The following is a 16,062-nucleotide window of genomic DNA, read 5'->3' as shown; positions in this document are numbered from 1 at the left end:
GTCACCCCATCAATATTGCAGCCCGCTTTACGCCAACTGCGCCGACTTTGATGGCTGCGCCGTTTTCGGACGGTGGTCGTGCAGGTACGAAGCCAAATGGTTTCGAATGGTGACGTCGCCGACCACGGCGGTTTCGAAAAGGATCTCCTGCACGTCGCGAGGCAGGTCCGGCCACAGTGCGAGCGCGGCCTTTCCCAGCAAGCGTTCGAACTCGAGAGTCGAGTTGGTCATCATTTTTGGTCACTCGGTTTGGAGCGGGTTCTTGCAGGGCAATCCGACCTGCCGGTTTTATTGCGGCTCGCGGTGAACAAACTCGCGATGAATCTCCCTCCCGTTTTCGTTGACGACCAGTATCTCGAGGTCCTTGTCGTCCCGCAGGCTGTTGTCGCGGAAGTCCTGCGCGATCTCCTTGCAGTGACTGATCGCTTCAGCATTCGTGTTGAACTCGATCCCGATGCGGTCTCGCGTCGGGACGCCGTCTTTCATATCGAAAAAGAACTTTCGCATCGTCGATACCTGGTTACGAGGATGTCAGCCAATCTAATGTGTCCTCTTCGGAATCATGCGTCCGCGATCAATCTCGTGGGTGATGGTGTTTTCCCCGCGGCCTTTGATGGTGCGTCGCGGCTCCAGCCAGGCCTCCGTCACCAGACTTTCGATGATATGTCTCTCGACTCTTTTGCAGATGGGGCAACTAAACGTTCGCAAATCCTGGCCCGTACTGCTCGGCTCAATCGCCGAAAGCTTCATGGGAGAACCGCAAGCCGTGCATTGCGGGCCCTGGTTTTGTTTTTCGAGCATGGAAGTTACCTCAATGCGGTGCTCTGGGTTCGCCGGCCAGCCATCCGACTGCTTTCGACTGGAAGGGGTCCGATGCGATGACGCTTATCTCGACGTGATCGCATTTGGGGCATTGGAACAACCTGTGCTCGAAACCGGTGGGCCCCGGCGACACGCGTTCCAGCATCATCCGCGTCCGGCAATGGAGACAGCGACGGCGCTCAATAGCGCTCAGAAACTGCTGGGCTGAAGTCATGATGCTTCCCTGCATTGGGCGGGAGCGTTCCAGCACTCTCAGTCACCGGACGGATGCCGAAGCGGATCGGTGATGCAAGCAGATTGACCCTTCTGCTTTCCTTCGGTCTGTTCAATTTTGCTCACTTTCCAAAATTAATGGGTTGGAGCGCCTTCCAGCTGGCGAAAAGCCCCGCGTCGGTGCCGTCCTATTGTGCAAGCCTTGAAATGACGGATTCCGCACCGCTTCCAAGATTCAATCTGTCAAGGGTGGCGGTGAATCCGCGACGATGCGGCGTCCGTTGTCGCAGCCAGGTCGTTCTCCCCAAACCCCAGGACTGTCGAAATTTCCCGTCCGGCCTTGCGCGCCAGTTTTGAATATTCGAGCATCTTTGGCTCGTCGATGCGGGCGCTGGGGCCGTAGATGCCGACCGAGCCGACGACGTTGCCGCGATGATCGAAATAGGGCGCGGACACCGCCACCGCGCCGACGAAGATCTCGCCGCGGCTGGTCGCATAGCCCCGCTGTCGCGCCAGTTTGATTTCCTCTTCCAGCTTGGCGCGCTGTGCGCCTCTCGGAATTGTCGAGAGAATTTCCGCCTGGCGTTGCGGCTCCATGAACCCCAGCATGGCCCTGCCGGTCGAGCCCCTGGTGAGGCTCGAGCTATCGCCGACGCCGCGGCTGATCGAGAGCATGTGCCGGCTCTCGCATTCCAGGATGCAGATGCCGCGATCTTCCTGCAGTTTGAACAAGGCGGCGGTCTCGCCGGTGAGATCACGCAGGCCTTCGACGATCGACCGCGCCAATGCGACGACGTCGAGGCCCTTCAGCCACACATGCGACAGCTTCATCACGCCGTGCGAAAGCCGGAAGCGCTGCGGATCGCCTTCGGCAAGAATGAGATCGCGCTGCGCCAGCGTCTGCAGCAACCGGTAGAGGGTGGGGCGGCTCAGTCCGACACGCTTCTGGATTTCGATGACGCTCAGCGCCGGTTGATCCGGCGTGAAGCATTGCAGGATGGCAATGGCGCGATCGACGGCGCGCACCCCGGCCGCGCCGTTGTCCGCACTCGTTGCTTCCGTCTTCACCGTTTCCTTCACCGTTTCCTTGGGCTTCTTCGTCATCGACCACCAATTTTTGCAGGGCCGCCTGCGCACAAGGCGCTTGACCATCCGGTTGAGGGCCATAGTATATCGAAATATGATAATGATGTCCATCTAGTGGACACATCGCGGGAGGTAGGAAATTGCTTCGGTACAGCGGCACCCATGCGAGTATGGCGGCATCCTCGATCGCGGCCCTGACGCTCCTGTCGTCCGTGGCGCAGGCCGAACCGGATGGATCTGGTATCTCCGACGGTGTCGTGCGCATCGCGGTGCTGGGTGACTATGGCAGCGGGCGCGATCTCGGCGGTCCCGGCTCGGTGACGGCGGCGAAACTTGCGGCCGAGGATTTTCACAACACGGTGCTCGGCAAGCCGGTCGAGATCATTTCGGCGGACCATCAGAACAAGCCCGATATCGCCGTCGGAATTGCACGTCAGTGGTTCGACATCGGGCATGTCGATGCGGTGACCGATCTTGCCGTCAGTTCGGTCGGCCTTGCCGTCGCGGGGCTTGCCACGCAGAGCAATCGAACCGCTTTGGTCTCGGGCGCTGCAACGTCCGAACTGACCGGCGAAAAATGTTCTCCCGTCGTCACGCATTGGGCCGACGACACCTACGCGCTGTCAGCCGGCCTGGTCGGTGAGCTCAGCCGCCGGATCGGCAAGGACTGGTTCTTCGTCGCGGTCGACTACTCGTTCGGATCCGCGATGGTGAAGGATGCGTCCAAGGCGGTGACCGACGCCGGCGGCAAGGTGCTCGGCGTGGTGCGTTATCCCTTCAATACGTCAGACTTCTCGTCCTTTCTGCTGGCCGCACAGAATTCCAAGGCCAGCGTCGTGGCGCTCGCCGGCACCGGCGCCGACACTGTCAACGCGGTCAAGCAGACGCATGAATTCGGTCTTCAGCAATCCGGCCAGACCGTGGTCGGGATGCTGACCTTCATTTCGGACGTTCATTCGATCGGGCTGAGGGATGCCCAGGGCATGTACATCGCCGCCCAGTATTATTGGGACCAGGACGACGGCTCGCGGGCCTTCGCCAAGCGCTTCTTTGCGATCGAAAAGCGCGAGCCGACCAAATTGCAGGCCGCCACCTACGCCGCGGTGCGCCACTATCTGAAGGCTGTTCAGGCCGGCGGAACCGATGAAGCCAAAGCCGTCAATGCCGAGATGCGCAAGCTGCCGGTCGATTTCTTCGGCCGGCCTGCGCATGTCCGCAACGACGGCCGCGTCATCTACGATCTGTCGCTGTATCGGGTGAAGAAGCCCGAAGCGAGCCAATATCCCTGGGACTATTACGAGAAGATCTCCGTCATTCCCGGTGACAAGGCGTTTCGTCCCGAGGACGCCGGCGGCTGCAGACTGGACAAATAAGCGGCCACGGCCGCGTCGAGCGGCGTGGATTGGTGAACGTGGAGGAAGGCATGACCTTGCGGAACGATTTTGACCAACTCGTCGACGTCAACAACGGCTTCATCAGCCGCGAAATTTTCGTGGACGCGAACATCTACAAAGAAGAGCTGGACAAGGTGTTCACGCGGGCGTGGCTCTTGGTCGGTCACGAAAGCCTGGTTCCGAACCCCGGCGACTTCTACACGTCGCGGATGGGCGAAGAATCCGTCATCCTCTGCCGTGACAAGAAAAGCGAAATCCACGTCTTTCTCAATTCATGCCGGCATCGCGGCATGAAGGTGTGCCGTTACGAGCAAGGCAATACCTCGCTGTTCACCTGTCCCTATCATAGCTGGACCTACACCACCGACGGCAAGCTGCAAGGCGTTCCACTGCATCGGAACCTGTATGACGGGGTGCTCGACCGCGAGGCGAACTCGCTGGTCGCGGTGGCGAAGCTCCATAACTACAAGGGTTCGATCTGGGCGACCTGGGACAAGGACGCGCCCGATTTCATCACCTATCTCGGCAAGGCCAAAATTCATCTCGACCAGGCACTGGATTGCCGCGATGGCCGCGAGGGCGGCTCCGAGGTGATCGGTGTGCACAAATGGGTATTCCCCGCCAACTGGAAGTTTGCGGCGGAAAATTTCCTCGGCGATACCTATCACAATCCCAGTCACCGGTCGGTCGACCTGATCGGCATCGGTCCGAGTGCTGCGGCCGGCAAGAAGGGCCGGCGCGATGACGAACTGGAAAAGGCGCAGCATGTCTGGATCAGTTTTCCCGAAGGGCACGGCGTGCACTCGGCGATCCAGCCGGATGCCGACGAATATGTAGAATCGTTTCTCGACAATCCGATCCTGGAACAATACTTCCGGCATTGTTTCGAGGAACGAAAGCGACGGCTCGGCGAGCAGGCAAAACTGTTGCCGTTTGTCGGCACCATCTTCCCCAACACCTCCTATCACGGTCGGCAGCCGCGCGGTCTCTGCGCCTGGCATCCGCACAGCCCAACTTCGACTGAAGGCTGGCGCTTCTTCCTGGTCGACAAGGATGCGCCCAAGGAGGCCAAGGACTATCTGCGCCGCTACTACATGCGTTACTCCGGTCCCGCCGGGATGACCGAACAGGACGACATGGAAAACTGGTTGTATGCGACTGCGGCCAGCACCGGCACCGTCGCGCGCCGCTATCCCTTCAACTACCAGCAGTCGATGGGCGCCTACGTCACCGACCATCATTTGGGCGGGGAGGTGAGCACGCAGGTCACCGAGCAGATTGCGCGCGGTTTCTATCGTCGCTGGGCCACTTACATGAATAGTGGCGAATGGACTGAACTGCTGGGCACGCCCGCGGGCAACCGGCAGGCCGCAGAGTGAGCGTCTCGGCAAAAGTCGTCCTCGTCAGCGGCGGCACCTTTGGCATTGGCCGGGCAATTACGCTGGGCCTGGCGCAACGCGGCCATTCGGTCGTGGCTTTCGGGCTGGAAGCGCCCCAGGTTTCCAGTACGGCGCAGCATGCGATCCCCGGGCTCCGCGAAGAACTCGGGCGACGCGGCCTTGCCGCAGAACTGATGGAGGCTGACGTGTCGCTGTCGGCCGACGTCGCCAAGGTGGTTGAGCGGGCGCTCGCGCGCTTTGGCCGCATCGACGCAGTCGTCAACAATGCCGCGATCGGTCCGCTCGGCACCGTCCTCGACACCGATGAAGAGGTTTTCGACCGCATCATCGCCGTCAATCTCAAAGGGCCTTATCTGACCAGCCGCGCCGCCGTCCCGCACATGATCGCGCAGGGCGGGGGCTCGATCGTCAACATCGGGTCCGGCGCCGGCTGGGGCAAGCCGAACATGGCGGTCTACAGTGCGAGCAAGGGCGGCGTCGCCGCACTCAGCACGGCGATGGCCTACGACTTCTTTCATCAGCGTATTCGCGTCAACACCGTCATTCCCGGTGGCGGCGGCATTGTCAGCGGCATGAGTCTCGGCCGCGTCGGCGGCGATGCCGCGCGGTTCGGCAAAAGCGCGCCCGGCACCGCCGCAGGGCGTGTCGCCACCGGTGACGACATCGCCAACGTGGTTGCGTTCCTGCTGTCGCCGGAGGCGGAAACCCTGTCCGGCACCGTGATCGACGTCGGCTGCTTTGCGCAGCAGGGCGGCCCCATTCCCGCAAAATCAGCTCCGTAATTCTGGAGAAGTGCCATGACGGCGACCATTGAAGATCAGAAGCGGCTACCGGCCGCGAATTCCTCGATCGAAAGATCGGCGGCCTATTACCGGCTGAAGGCCGATGTCGAGGATTTCTATTACCAAGAGGCCGACTTGCTCGACGAGCGCCGCTTTCGGGAGTGGCTCGACCTGCTCGCCGAAGACATCTGCTATTTCATGCCGATCCGGCGCAATGTGAAGTTCGGCCAGCAGGCCGCGCGCGAGAACACCCGACAGGGCGAGGGCATCAGCTGGTTCGATGAAGACAAATGGACGCTCACCAAGCGCGTCGATCAGATCCTGACCGGCGTCCACTATGCCGAAGAGCCGCTGTCGCGGATCACCCACATGGTCAGCAACGTGCAGATCAAGGCTGCGCGGCCAGAGATCGGCGACGCGCGCGAACTCGATGTCACCTCGCGCTTTCTGGTCTACCAGAACCGGGTCGAATACGAGACCTACACCTTTGTCGGGCGCCGCCACGACACGTTGCGCCTCACTGACAAGGGCTGGAAGATCGCCAGACGCGAGATATTGCTTGAACAGAGCATTCTGCTGGCCAAAAATCTGACCACGTTTTTCTGAACGGGTCGGGGAAGCCGAAATGATCGATGTCACGGCTGTTGCGGTGGGAACGAGGCTGAAGCTGGGGGACGGCGTGGTCGCCGAAGTGACGGAGAACATGGCAGATGGCCAGTGGCTGCAGGTCCGCTATCTGGAGTCGCCCGGCCGCCCCGCGGAAGTCGGCGCCGTCGAGCTTTGCCATGCGCAGGACATCGTCAAGATACTGAGCTGACAACGGCGGGACAGTCGATATGCTGCGTTACGAGTACATGCCGAGCGATTTTCATCCGCTCTTTCTGTTTCTCGGTGAGGGCCCGGATCTGGCCGCGCTGGCGCGGCTGCTGCGGCGTTTCGCCGAAAACCCGATGCCTACAGCGGTGGCGGAGCGGATTCCCGGCGCTACGTCGCGCGACGCGCTGGTGCTCACGCCGGCCGACGACGGCTTCGGCATGCGCGATCTCGGCGGACGTTTCGCCTGGAAGCTGACGCCCTGGCAGGCCGAGCGGATCGCGGAGCGCATTGAGATTTTGTCGGAGCGAGACATCAAATCCGGCTCCGAAATTCTGGAGCTCGGCAGCGAGGGCGAAATCCCGGTCAGGGTGTCGCGCGGCGAGTTCACCGACGATTTTCTCGTCACCCGCCGGTAACGCCTGGGCGATGAGCGATTGCGGAAAATCTGCGGCGTCAGCGCTGCGATGTATTGGTCGGCTGCCGATCCAACAGAACATCCTTCATCCTGATTTCCAACGCGATTTTCACGTTCGGGTGCGGCAGAATATAGAAGCGCCCGTCCTTCACCGCGTCGATGGTGATCTTTGCGATGTCGGCGGCGGACAGCCTTCCTGATTTGATCGCCTGTCTGATGCGCTCCGAGTACCGTTCCGCTTCCGGATTGGAGTCCGCGAGTTCCGCGGGCCGGTTGCGTTCGGAGTTCGATATCCCGGTATCAACAAATGCGGGGCACAGCACGGAAACGCCGATAGGCGCATTCTGGCCGCGCAGCTCGTGGTGAAGGCATTCCGTGATCGCGACCACGGCGTGTTTGCTTGCGGCATAGACGCCGGAGCCCGGGGGCGCAAGCAGCCCCGCTGCGGAGGCTGTGTTGACGATGTAAGATTCTTCCTTTTGCGCCAGCATGCGCGGCACGAAGCTGCGCAACCCGTGAACCACGCCCATCACGTTGATACCCAACGTCCACTTCCAGTCGTCGAGCGTGGCCGTCCAGATCGGCCCCGCCGTTCCCACGCCCGCGTTGTTGAAGAGCAGGTGGCATGCGCCGAAGCGGTCGTATGTCGACCTTGCCAGATGCTCAATGCTGTCGGCACTGGAGACATCGCTGCCAGTCACGAGCGACTCTGTGCCAGGCTTGAGCAGCGCGACGGTGGTACCTAAGCCACCCGTATCGATATCTGTGAGAACAACCTTCATTCCTTCGTCGGCGCAACGGATCGCAAATTCACGACCAAATCCACTGGCCGCACCTGTAATCACCGCAACTTTTCCGTGAAGCTCTTGCATGGCGAGTCCTAGTCAGAAACATGTCGGGAAATACGGTTGCGTTTGTTTCTTGTAATGAAAGCGCGGCGAATGCGGAGAGTCTATGGGCTAAAACCGGGATGTGTCCATCGAGTTCGCAATGTCCGCTCGGGGTCAATCGCTACCGAATCGGACTTTCGGGCCATGTCCGGTCTTCCCTCGGTAGCGACGGGATTGCGGGCATCCCGGATTGACAGCTTATGAGCGCACGGATCTAAGCGACTGCCATCCGGTCGTTCCGCGGCCTGCTGGGCGAATGCGCGTCTTGTGCTATATCGGAACCGGGGCGACTGTTTTTCCGGCCGCATGAGAGCTTGCCGACCGATGCCGCTGATCCGGAACAAAATCGTGGGGTACGATGACGAGCGGCTGGCATTCAAGTTCACGATGCTGAGCGAGAACAACGGCGAGACGGTCGAGTGCCAGATCAGCGACGCCGCGATGGACGAACTGGCCGGCGTCAAGGGTACGGAGAGCATCGCCCGGCAGGCGCAGTTTCTGGCCCTGAGGGACGCCGTCGAGGGTATCGCCTCCGAGATCTATGACGAAGCGCCCCGCTTCAAAGGTTATGCGGTGCGGATTTTCACCAAGCACATCCACAAATAGCCAATATCGAAGCGGGTCCCGAGACTTTTCGCTGCGACGCGGCAGCGCATGCTTCGTCCCCTCGACAGATGCCGGGCAAACCGGCAACCTGAGGCTTTGCAGCATCTGAACGAAGCCCGGGGGAACCATGAGCAAGCCCGTCAAGTCTGAGGCCGAATTGATCGCGATGGCGCGGGCCGAACTCAAGGTCCACGCCGACTGTCCCGACGGCATCCAAATCTCTGTGATCCGCGACGGCGATAGCTGGGAATTCCGCGCCAGCGCCGATGCCGCCACCGTCGCAAAGCCCGGCTATCCTGAATGCGTCGCGATGCTGGTTCAGGTCGGCGACCACCTCAGCAAGCAATATGCGGTGGGGTGAGGCTGCGCTGACGGACGCCAATGCTGAGAGCCTTTTTCGTTCCGATGGAATCGGAACGGGGCTCTAGATTTTTGATTTGACGCGTTTTCCTGACGCGAACCGGTTTCCGCCTCGCTGGAAAACGCTCTAGTCTGCGGTCTCGATATTCTTGACCGGCGTCGTCAAGCGACAGCGCAGACCTGGCGGTTCATAGGAGAGTTCAACGGTCCCGTTGAAGTCGTCCTTCAGCACGCGGGTGATCAGCCGCGATCCAAACCCGGTGCCTGAGGGGGGCGATACCGCAGGACCGCCGGTCTCCTGCCAGGTGAAAACGAAATGGGGCTCGCCATCGAGGTCGGTGTTTTCCCATGTGATCGATATGCGTCCGGCGGGACCGCTCAGCGCACCGTATTTGATCGCATTGGTCGCAAGTTCGTGGATCGCCAGCGACAGCGAAAGCGCTTGGCGGGATCTGACGATGGTCGGCGGCCCCAAAATTTCGAAGCGGCCTTCGCCGGTCCGATACGGTGCCAGCGCGGTCCGGACCACCTCGTGCAGCGGCGCTTCAATCCAGTGCGAGGCGGTCAAGAGGTCGTGCGCCCGTCCGAATGCCGCGAGCCTTCCCTGATAGATTTCAAGTGCTGATTTGCTCGCGGCGTCGCGAAACGTCTGGGCCGCCACGGCGCTGAGAACCGCAAGGGTGTTTTTGACGCGGTGCTGCAGTTCGTGGTTGGCGAGGTCGAGCGCTTCCCGCGCCCGATGCTCCGAGGTGACATCGTTGCAGACGACGAGCACGCCGCCGACCTTGCCGTCGAGGTCGATCGGCCCGTAGCTGTAGGTCCACCACACATCCTCGCGGCGGCCGTGACGCGTGACCGGCACCAACTGGTCGACATGCCAGGTCGATCCCTTGCCGGTCATGACGTACTCGATCTGGGGACCGATGATGTCCCAGATCTCGTCCCAGCATTCCCGTCCGCGCGCGCCCAGCGCGCTCGGATGCCGCTCGGGACCCATCGTCGCGCGATAGGCGTCGTTGTAGAACTGGATCAGTTCCGGCCCCCACCAGATGAACATCGGGTGGCCCGAATTGAGGACGAGGCGCACCGTCACGCGGAGGCTTTGCGGCCATGTCTCAGGCGGACCAAGGGAGGTGCTTGACCAGTCGAATGCCCGCGTCAACGCGCCCATCTCGCCGCCGCCGGCCAAAAAGTCATTCACCGGTTCGACCCTGCCCATAGCCCACGCCCTTAACACGCAGCGGCATCACCGTACTACAGATGAACGTGCCAGGTAGAGCAGGGATTCGGTCGCCGCCGGGCGGGGTCTTTGAGCGCTCCGGCGCACTTCATGGCGTGAATATTCGCCACCGGTTCAAGCCGGTGCCGTTCCATCCCGCTGTTTTTCCGGTTCGACTGACACGATCTGGTTGCAGGTCTTGCACTTGTAGACGTGGACGAGAGGGCGCAATCCGATCCGGGGCAGCTTTCCCAGGCGGGCGGTGTCGCGTCCGCAGGTTTCGCAGCGCGGCGACAGGCTTTTTTCCTTGAGCGGTCGGGGCATCATGCGGAATCACTGACGCTGGCAAAGGAACATGCCGCGAAGATGCTGTCGGATTGCATCTTAATCATGGAAAAATAGTCCGTATGACTACGAGGTGCCGCCGCCGCGCCGCTCACATTGCGCCACCGCCCGCGCCATCTTTTGCCACCAAATCGGCCAGCCGCGGGCGTCCTCGCAACACACTGTGTGGGCCAAAGTCAAAACGCCAGCGCGCTACCCGGGAGACGGCCGACAGGATTCAATCCAGGCCGGATCTGCAATTTGTGAGGCGTGCGAAAATGGTTTCTACCGACGGTCGTGATAAATCGGGGCGTGGTGCGTTGACGGTTGCCAAGGAAGCTAACAAGGAAGCTAACAAGGAAACGAAAAAGGAAGCGAAGAAGGCTGCGGCATCGCGTCCTTCACCTGCCGAAAAATTCGATGTCGACCGCGACGAGCCTGCGATCCGCGCCGGAAGACTCCAGGTGCAAGCGCAACGGTCCCGGAAGCTGCACGAATATTACGACGAGGCGCTCGCGGAAATCCGCGCGTCGCTAGAACGGTAAGAAAAGATCACAATCATATACGTCGTCATGCCCGGCCTTGCCGCCTACGCTAAAGCTTCGGCGAGCCGCGACAGACAAAAGCCGCGGCGAAGCCTTGGCGGAGCCGGGTGCCGGGCATCCACGTCTTTGCAGCTCGCAGCGGGGAAAGGCGTGGATGGCCGGGCATAGGCGAGCGTAAGCGACGCCGTCCTTTGGACGGCTGTGCCCGGCCATGACGAACGATTTTCAGCGCCTCACTCGTTTCTCAACCGAGGTGGCAATATCAGCTATTCGGTGTCAGCGCCGCTCGAGCTTGGTAATGGTTTTGGTCGCGCCGGTACCGATCGTGGAAAAGTTGACCCTGTCACCGGCGTGCACGGTGTCCAACGATGCGGCGTTCTGGACCTTGAATTCTTCCGCCGCGCTGCCGCCTCCTGCGCCGACGGTGCCGCTTTGGGTCTGCTGAATAGCGACGGTGCCCTTGAGACGATCGATCCTGGTCACGGTTCCCGTCAGCGTCTCCTGCGCAAATGCGGATGAACTGATGATGCAGAGGGCAGCCGTACCGGCGATCATGATGGTGGCAAGCTTCATGGCACACTCCCGGCGTTGAGGTATTGGCGATAACTCGGGGTGCGCCGGATTGGTTCCGGCGGGAGATCAAGATCTTCAGGCGCGCTTTCCCGGCGATTTGGTCCTGGACGCCGGCTTTGGCGTGGAGGAGGGGGCGCCTGCGGCCGGTGGCGCCGATGCGATTAGCGCTTTCAGAAAGGTCATGATGATCTGGCCGCTGCGCTTTGGCTCGACATCGGCCGACAGCAGCGCGAGGCCACGGCCGAGCGCGATGAAGCTCGCCGCGATTTCGGCAGGCTCGCCCGGAACCGTCTTGCCGAACAGCTCGAACAGCGCGGTGACGAAGCCGCCCAAAGCGCGGCGGTGCTTGCGGTTCAGTTCGTTATAGGTTGCTGCGAAGCCCGGGCTGCGCAGCGCCTGGAGCTGCAGCTCGATCGCGAGCACGGCAAAGCCGGGATCGGAATTGACGGTGGTCGACCATTTTTCGATGCCCGCCATCGCGGAAGCGGCGTCGCCTTCCGCGCTCTTCAGCGCCGTCTCGATCCGGGCGCGTTCCTCGGTCTGGTGCTGCCGCACCAGTTCGAGCAGGATCGCCTCCTTGTCGGGAAAATTCGAGTAGAAGGCGCCTTGCGAAAACCCGGCTGCGTCGGCGATGTCGCGCACCGAGGCGAGGGCAAATCCCTTTTTGACGATCTCGCTGCGCGCGGCCGCGATCAGCAGCTCCCTTGTACGGGCCTGACTTTCCTCGCGATTCAACCTCGGCATGGGCGGACGTTCCTGAATTAAAGATATCACTTGATATTCAGATAGCATATGATATCTGAAATGGGAGGGCAGCAGAACAAGGACACATATCATGGAGACCCGTGCGCTGGACCGGACCCTGGCCATCCTGGCGGCGCTTGCCGCGCTGACGGTCGCGTTCATGGTGGCCGGCATTCTCACCACGCGCAGTTCGCAGGACTTCTTCCAGTCGGCGCGCGCGGTCGAAGCCTACAGCGCGCATCTGGCAGCCCCCCTTGCTGCATTCGGGCTGCGGCTCAATCTCGGCCTCGACAATCTCTTCATGGTTTTCTACGGGGCGTTTTTTGCGGTGCTGGCCGCCCGGCTGCGCGGCATGCTGGACCCGCGACTGCTCGGGGTCGCGCTCGCCGCGCTGATGCTGACAGTGCTGCTCGATTCGTTCGAGAACCATCACATCATGACCATGGTCCATTCGATAGAGGAAGGATTGCCGCTGTCGGCCGCCGAAGGCCAGCTGCAGATGATCGCTTCCGCCATCAAGTTTCACGCCAGCTATCTCGGTGTCCTGCTGTTCTCGTTCGGCTTCCTGCAATTCGGAAAACTCGGCCGCGCCATCGCGATCGCGCTGTGGGCCTACATTCCCTGCGGGGTGCTGATCTCGGTGATGCCGGTCGAGCAGGCCAAGGCGCTGGTGCTCGGACGAACGGTCTTCTTCGTGTTCGCCTTCATCCTGTCGGCAATCCTGTTCTTTTCGCAAGCCAACAAGTCAGCGCCAGCCGGGAACTAGAGCCCGGTCATCAGGGAGAACTGCCATGAGTGCCACCATCGTGACCATCGCCGGACGCAGCCTGCTGGCGCTGTTGTTCATTCTCGCAGGTGCGGCGAAGATCGCCGGCCCGCAGCCGTTCCTCGACCATATGGCCGAGCACCACATTCCGGGGCTGTTGCTGCCGCTGGTGATTTTGCTGGAATTGGGTGCCGGCGTCGCACTTCTGCTCGGCTGGCGGCTGCCGTTCTCGGCCGGAGCGCTGGCGTTGTTTTGTTTGGCAACCGCGTTCGGCTTTCACCTCAATCTGGCCGACAAGGCTGAGCGAACGCTGTTCATCAAGGACCTCGCGATCGCAGGTGCGCTGATGGTGATCGCGGCTCACGCCTCGGTCGCGTCAAAGGCAGCCGATCTCGGCGCCATCGCTGCGGCCGCAAACCGCTGAGACTGCTGAAGCGCGAAGTTACTTCGCCGTCTCGATCGGCAATTTGACCGGGACGTGCGGCGAGGTGCTGATGACCCTCGGGCTTCCGTCGTCATGGGTGCTGCGCTTGAGCGCCTCGAGCACTAAGAAGAATTTCTCGGCCAGCATGATCGAACTCCATCGTTGATCATTGCGCTCAGGTTGCCAGATCATGATTTCCGGATGTCTTCGCGGGCCGGCAAAAATGGTTTCTTCGTCCGCCCGGTCGGTTTCTTCGCCGCGGCCCGACGAAACCAGCTCACGCGGCCGTGACAAGCAGAGGCACCTGCAGTGCAGCAAGAGGCTTTGCGCCGGCGGCCGCGGGACGGCCGGCCAAGTCTTCAAATTTTACGGCTTGGTAACCGGTTATTCTAACGTGAATTCCACTTGTCCCCCCTACGTTCGTATCAGAAGGAAACGCCGCGACGGCAAAAGAGCTCACCAAGGGCCGGGGTCCATCGCCGATGTCACGAGCAAAAGGGGCCTGCCGTGCAACGGACCACGAAACCATCCGAGGTGGCGCAATCCTATGCCGTCCGGTTGATGCAGCATCTCGTCGTGCCGACCTTCGTGCTCAATCCGCAGCGCGAGGTCGTGGTCTGGAACCGGGCGTGCGAGCGTCTGACCGGCGTTGCCGCCGCCGACGTGATCGGCACCAAGAAGCACTGGCGTGCTTTCTATACAGAGAAACGGTTTTGCCTCGCCGACCTGGTGGCGAACGAGCGGTCTGATCTGCTCAGCAGCCTTTATCCGGAGTTCACGGTGTCCACGCATGGGCTCGGCCTAAGCGCCGAGAACTGGTGCGTGATGCCGAAGCTCGGCAATCAGCTTTATCTCGCGATCGACGCCGGTCCGATCCATGACGAAGACGGAAGGCTGATCGCGGTTGTCGAAACGCTGCGCGACATGACCGACCAGAAGCGCGCGGAATCGGCGCTGAAGGCGCTGGCCTCTAGTGACGGGCTGACCGGCCTCGCCAACCGGCGGTCGTTCGATCAGGCGCTTGCGATCGAATGGGCGCGCGCGCAACGGACGCGGTCGCCGCTGTCGCTGCTGCTGGTCGATGTCGACCATTTCAAGCTCTACAACGACCTGCACGGCCACCAGAAGGGCGACGACTGTCTGCGCGGGGTTGGCGCTGCGATGGCCGCCGGCTTCCGGCCCGCCGATGTCGCCGCCCGATATGGCGGCGAGGAATTTGCGGTGCTGATGCCCGACAGCGCGCATGGCATAGCCCTCGATGCGGCCGAGCGGCTGCGCGAGGCGATCTGCCGTTTGCGGCTGGCGCACGGTGCTGCAGCCGCGGGTTCCCATGTGACGCTCAGCATCGGCGTGGCCACCGAAGTGCCGGCGGAAGACATGAGTTCCGAGCTTCTGGTGGCAAGGGCCGACCAGGCGCTCTACGCGGCAAAACACTCGGGCCGCGACCGCGTGCTCTCGGCCGATAACGCCCTCGCAGCCTTCAGCTGCACGCCAGGCGTCGCACCTCGCGCGGCGCGCAAGGTTCGCACGCGTTAGCGTAGCCGCCGAGTCAGGGTGGTAACGAAACGCTCCGTGTCGGCTTCGTCGTTGAAGACGTGCGGCGAGACCCGCAGGCGGCCAAGGCGCGCCGCGACGTAGACGCCGTCATCGGCCAGTCCTTCGACCAGCCCTTTCGGCATTCCCTTTGCAAAGCCAAGGCACAGGATGTGCGGTGCCCGCAGCCGGCGCTCAAGAACACGGGCGCCGAGACTGCGCAATCGGTCCTCGATCCCACCGGTCAGCATGGCAAGGCGTTCTGAGATGGCGGCTGCGCCCCATTCGGCGACCATCTCCATGCCGATCGCGGCCATCTCCAGCGAAATGAAATGATCGCGCTCGCCCATGTCGAAGCGTCTGGCGTCGCCGACATAGGCGAGGTCGGTGAAATAGACCTCGTTCTCGGCGCGCACGTTGCGGCGGGCTGCGGCCGTTTGCTCCAGCGGGATGCCGCCCTGATGGCGTCGCGCGACATAGAGAAAGGCGCGGCCATAGGGGCCGATCAGCCATTTGTAGGTCGGGAACAGCACAAAATCCGGGTCGAGGCGTTTGACGTCCATCGGCAGCACGCCGGCGCTCTGCGTTGCGTCGATCAGGAACAGGGCGCCTTGCCGCCGCAATGCCGCGGTGACCTGTTCGAGGTCGATCAGCCCGCCGTCCGACCAGTGCACCGACGAGATCGATGCGAGGGCCACGGGCGGCGCGCCGGATCGTTCGATCACCGCGAGAACGGCCGCGGTCCAGTCGCCGTCGTCGGGCTGGCGCACGGTCTCGACAGTGAAGCCCTGGGCTTCGGCGCGATGATGCCATTCCAGCACCGGCGACGAATGATCATTTTCCAGCACGATGACGCGGCTGCCACGGGCAATCGTGACGAGCTTCGCGGCAGTCGCGACGCCGTAGCTGATCGAGGGGATCAAAGCGACGTCGGCGGGATCGGCGTTGATCAGGCGGGCGGCGGCGGTGCGGGCGCGCTCGTGCTGGCGACGCGCGAAATCAGCGTCGAGCGTCCAGGGCCTGCCCTTGCGGCCGACCGCGGCGCGACCGGCTTCCAGCGTTCGCAGCGGCAACGGGCTGTAGGAGGCCGAGTTGAGGTAGCAGATATCGCGCGGCACATCGAACCATTCGCGTTGCGACGCCAGCATGT

The 16,062-nt window shown here is 62.1% G+C and carries 21 protein-coding genes; 12 read left to right on the top strand and 9 right to left on the bottom strand.

Translation table 11 applies throughout. The features are described from left to right. Positions 1 to 27 precede the first annotated feature (27 nt). The 3 genes from BLS26_RS05915 to BLS26_RS05895 form a co-directional block, all read right to left on the bottom strand. Entirely contained in the window at positions 28 to 234 is a 207-nt protein-coding gene (locus BLS26_RS05915; RefSeq protein ID WP_244541856.1) for a hypothetical protein, read from the bottom strand. Between the two features lie 54 nt (positions 235 to 288). Beyond that, positions 289 to 486, bottom strand: coding sequence for a hypothetical protein (locus BLS26_RS05910; RefSeq protein ID WP_244541855.1), 198 nt, complete (start codon positions 484 to 486; stop codon positions 289 to 291). Between the two features lie 792 nt (positions 487 to 1,278). Then, a complete protein-coding gene (locus BLS26_RS05895; RefSeq protein ID WP_092517675.1) occupies positions 1,279 to 2,139 on the bottom strand; it encodes an IclR family transcriptional regulator in 861 nt (286 codons plus the stop codon). Between the two features lie 152 nt (positions 2,140 to 2,291). On the opposite strand from BLS26_RS05895, the gene BLS26_RS05890 reads away from it, so the two are divergent. Genes BLS26_RS05890 through BLS26_RS05865 form a run of 6 tightly spaced genes read left to right on the top strand, consistent with a single transcriptional unit; the run spans position 2,292 to position 6,929 of the window. Next, a complete protein-coding gene (locus BLS26_RS05890; protein WP_092509256.1) occupies positions 2,292 to 3,494 on the top strand; it encodes an ABC transporter substrate-binding protein in 1,203 nt (400 codons plus the stop codon). A 50-nt stretch (positions 3,495 to 3,544) separates the two neighbouring features. Further along, positions 3,545 to 4,894, top strand: coding sequence for an aromatic ring-hydroxylating dioxygenase subunit alpha (locus tag BLS26_RS05885; protein ID WP_092517673.1), 1,350 nt, complete (start codon positions 3,545 to 3,547; stop codon positions 4,892 to 4,894). Continuing rightward, entirely contained in the window at positions 4,891 to 5,697 is an 807-nt protein-coding gene (locus BLS26_RS05880) for an SDR family NAD(P)-dependent oxidoreductase (protein WP_092509254.1), read from the top strand. The genes BLS26_RS05885 and BLS26_RS05880 overlap by 4 nt, the downstream gene beginning before the upstream one ends. A gap of 15 nt (positions 5,698 to 5,712) precedes the next feature. After that, positions 5,713 to 6,303, top strand: coding sequence for a 3-phenylpropionate/cinnamic acid dioxygenase subunit beta (locus tag BLS26_RS05875; RefSeq protein WP_092509252.1), 591 nt, complete (start codon positions 5,713 to 5,715; stop codon positions 6,301 to 6,303). 19 nt (positions 6,304 to 6,322) lie between these two features. After that, the gene (locus BLS26_RS05870; RefSeq protein ID WP_092509250.1) at positions 6,323 to 6,514 is read left to right on the top strand and encodes a hypothetical protein; all 192 of its coding nucleotides are present in this window, start codon (positions 6,323 to 6,325) and stop codon (positions 6,512 to 6,514) included. Positions 6,515 to 6,533: 19 nt separating this feature from the next. Further along, positions 6,534 to 6,929, top strand: a complete 396-nt coding sequence (locus tag BLS26_RS05865) for a hypothetical protein (RefSeq protein ID WP_092509248.1) — start codon at positions 6,534 to 6,536, stop codon at positions 6,927 to 6,929. Between the two features lie 37 nt (positions 6,930 to 6,966). Here BLS26_RS05865 and BLS26_RS05860 read toward each other — a convergent pair whose 3' ends face one another. Beyond that, positions 6,967 to 7,800: an SDR family NAD(P)-dependent oxidoreductase gene (locus BLS26_RS05860; RefSeq protein WP_092509246.1), complete on the bottom strand. Its 834-nt coding sequence runs from the start codon at positions 7,798 to 7,800 to the stop codon at positions 6,967 to 6,969. 366 nt (positions 7,801 to 8,166) lie between these two features. Here BLS26_RS05860 and BLS26_RS05855 point away from each other — a divergent pair, with 366 nt between their 5' ends. Next, on the top strand, positions 8,167 to 8,424 hold the full coding sequence (locus BLS26_RS05855) for a DUF1488 family protein (protein ID WP_244541854.1): 258 nt from the start codon (positions 8,167 to 8,169) through the stop codon (positions 8,422 to 8,424). A gap of 127 nt (positions 8,425 to 8,551) precedes the next feature. After that, positions 8,552 to 8,785 (top strand): hypothetical protein, encoded by a 234-nt coding sequence (locus tag BLS26_RS05850; RefSeq protein WP_092509242.1) that lies wholly within the window; start codon positions 8,552 to 8,554, stop codon positions 8,783 to 8,785. Positions 8,786 to 8,911: 126 nt separating this feature from the next. Here the strand turns inward: BLS26_RS05850 and BLS26_RS05845 are convergent, their stop codons facing one another. Next, complete coding sequence (locus BLS26_RS05845) at positions 8,912 to 9,985, bottom strand: sensor histidine kinase (protein ID WP_244541853.1); 1,074 nt, start codon at positions 9,983 to 9,985, stop codon at positions 8,912 to 8,914. A gap of 620 nt (positions 9,986 to 10,605) precedes the next feature. Between BLS26_RS05845 and BLS26_RS05835 the strand changes: the two genes are divergently transcribed. Beyond that, positions 10,606 to 10,872, top strand: a complete 267-nt coding sequence (locus BLS26_RS05835) for a hypothetical protein (RefSeq protein ID WP_157676325.1) — start codon at positions 10,606 to 10,608, stop codon at positions 10,870 to 10,872. 276 nt (positions 10,873 to 11,148) lie between these two features. Here the strand turns inward: BLS26_RS05835 and BLS26_RS05830 are convergent, their stop codons facing one another. Then, the gene (locus tag BLS26_RS05830) at positions 11,149 to 11,445 is read right to left on the bottom strand and encodes a copper-binding protein (RefSeq protein ID WP_092509234.1); all 297 of its coding nucleotides are present in this window, start codon (positions 11,443 to 11,445) and stop codon (positions 11,149 to 11,151) included. 75 nt (positions 11,446 to 11,520) lie between these two features. Then, complete coding sequence (locus BLS26_RS05825; protein WP_157676323.1) at positions 11,521 to 12,189, bottom strand: TetR/AcrR family transcriptional regulator; 669 nt, start codon at positions 12,187 to 12,189, stop codon at positions 11,521 to 11,523. 91 nt (positions 12,190 to 12,280) lie between these two features. Here BLS26_RS05825 and BLS26_RS05820 point away from each other — a divergent pair, with 91 nt between their 5' ends. Both BLS26_RS05820 and BLS26_RS05815 read left to right on the top strand, forming a co-directional pair. Continuing rightward, entirely contained in the window at positions 12,281 to 12,955 is a 675-nt protein-coding gene (locus BLS26_RS05820) for a hypothetical protein (RefSeq protein WP_157676321.1), read from the top strand. Positions 12,956 to 12,980: 25 nt separating this feature from the next. Next, positions 12,981 to 13,379, top strand: coding sequence for a DoxX family protein (locus BLS26_RS05815; protein WP_092509228.1), 399 nt, complete (start codon positions 12,981 to 12,983; stop codon positions 13,377 to 13,379). Positions 13,380 to 13,397: 18 nt separating this feature from the next. On the opposite strand, the gene BLS26_RS37040 is transcribed toward BLS26_RS05815, so the two are convergent. Then, complete coding sequence (locus BLS26_RS37040; protein ID WP_256385913.1) at positions 13,398 to 13,526, bottom strand: hypothetical protein; 129 nt, start codon at positions 13,524 to 13,526, stop codon at positions 13,398 to 13,400. A 360-nt stretch (positions 13,527 to 13,886) separates the two neighbouring features. Between BLS26_RS37040 and BLS26_RS05805 the strand changes: the two genes are divergently transcribed. Beyond that, complete coding sequence (locus tag BLS26_RS05805; protein WP_244541852.1) at positions 13,887 to 14,915, top strand: sensor domain-containing diguanylate cyclase; 1,029 nt, start codon at positions 13,887 to 13,889, stop codon at positions 14,913 to 14,915. Here the strand turns inward: BLS26_RS05805 and BLS26_RS05800 are convergent. Then, the gene (locus BLS26_RS05800; protein ID WP_092509221.1) at positions 14,912 to 16,060 is read right to left on the bottom strand and encodes an aminotransferase class V-fold PLP-dependent enzyme; all 1,149 of its coding nucleotides are present in this window, start codon (positions 16,058 to 16,060) and stop codon (positions 14,912 to 14,914) included. The genes BLS26_RS05805 and BLS26_RS05800 overlap by 4 nt on opposite strands. Positions 16,061 to 16,062: the final 2 nt, after the last annotated feature.

Source organism: Afipia sp. GAS231 (genome assembly GCF_900103365.1).
In the GTDB taxonomy this organism is placed as follows: domain Bacteria; phylum Pseudomonadota; class Alphaproteobacteria; order Rhizobiales; family Xanthobacteraceae; genus Bradyrhizobium.
This window is presented reverse-complemented; position numbering and strand designations above follow the sequence as displayed.

Bases quoted from the DNA above. Each gene is read 5' to 3' on its own strand.
- BLS26_RS05915 (WP_244541856.1), bottom strand. From the start codon at position 234: ATGATGACCAACTCGACTCTCGAGTTCGAACGCTTGCTGGGAAAGGCC.
- BLS26_RS05910 (WP_244541855.1), bottom strand. From the start codon at position 486: ATGAAAGACGGCGTCCCGACGCGAGACCGCATCGGGATCGAGTTCAAC.
- BLS26_RS05895 (WP_092517675.1), bottom strand. From the start codon at position 2,139: ATGACGAAGAAGCCCAAGGAAACGGTGAAGGAAACGGTGAAGACGGAA.
- BLS26_RS05890 (WP_092509256.1), top strand. From the start codon at position 2,292: ATGGCGGCATCCTCGATCGCGGCCCTGACGCTCCTGTCGTCCGTGGCG.
- BLS26_RS05885 (WP_092517673.1), top strand. From the start codon at position 3,545: ATGACCTTGCGGAACGATTTTGACCAACTCGTCGACGTCAACAACGGC.
- BLS26_RS05875 (WP_092509252.1), top strand. From the start codon at position 5,713: ATGACGGCGACCATTGAAGATCAGAAGCGGCTACCGGCCGCGAATTCC.
- BLS26_RS05870 (WP_092509250.1), top strand. From the start codon at position 6,323: ATGATCGATGTCACGGCTGTTGCGGTGGGAACGAGGCTGAAGCTGGGG.
- BLS26_RS05865 (WP_092509248.1), top strand. From the start codon at position 6,534: ATGCTGCGTTACGAGTACATGCCGAGCGATTTTCATCCGCTCTTTCTG.
- BLS26_RS05860 (WP_092509246.1), bottom strand. From the start codon at position 7,800: ATGCAAGAGCTTCACGGAAAAGTTGCGGTGATTACAGGTGCGGCCAGT.
- BLS26_RS05850 (WP_092509242.1), top strand. From the start codon at position 8,552: ATGAGCAAGCCCGTCAAGTCTGAGGCCGAATTGATCGCGATGGCGCGG.
- BLS26_RS05835 (WP_157676325.1), top strand. From the start codon at position 10,606: ATGGTTTCTACCGACGGTCGTGATAAATCGGGGCGTGGTGCGTTGACG.
- BLS26_RS05830 (WP_092509234.1), bottom strand. From the start codon at position 11,445: ATGAAGCTTGCCACCATCATGATCGCCGGTACGGCTGCCCTCTGCATC.
- BLS26_RS05825 (WP_157676323.1), bottom strand. From the start codon at position 12,189: ATGCCGAGGTTGAATCGCGAGGAAAGTCAGGCCCGTACAAGGGAGCTG.
- BLS26_RS05820 (WP_157676321.1), top strand. From the start codon at position 12,281: ATGGAGACCCGTGCGCTGGACCGGACCCTGGCCATCCTGGCGGCGCTT.
- BLS26_RS05815 (WP_092509228.1), top strand. From the start codon at position 12,981: ATGAGTGCCACCATCGTGACCATCGCCGGACGCAGCCTGCTGGCGCTG.
- BLS26_RS37040 (WP_256385913.1), bottom strand. From the start codon at position 13,526: ATGCTGGCCGAGAAATTCTTCTTAGTGCTCGAGGCGCTCAAGCGCAGC.
- BLS26_RS05800 (WP_092509221.1), bottom strand. From the start codon at position 16,060: ATGCTGGCGTCGCAACGCGAATGGTTCGATGTGCCGCGCGATATCTGC.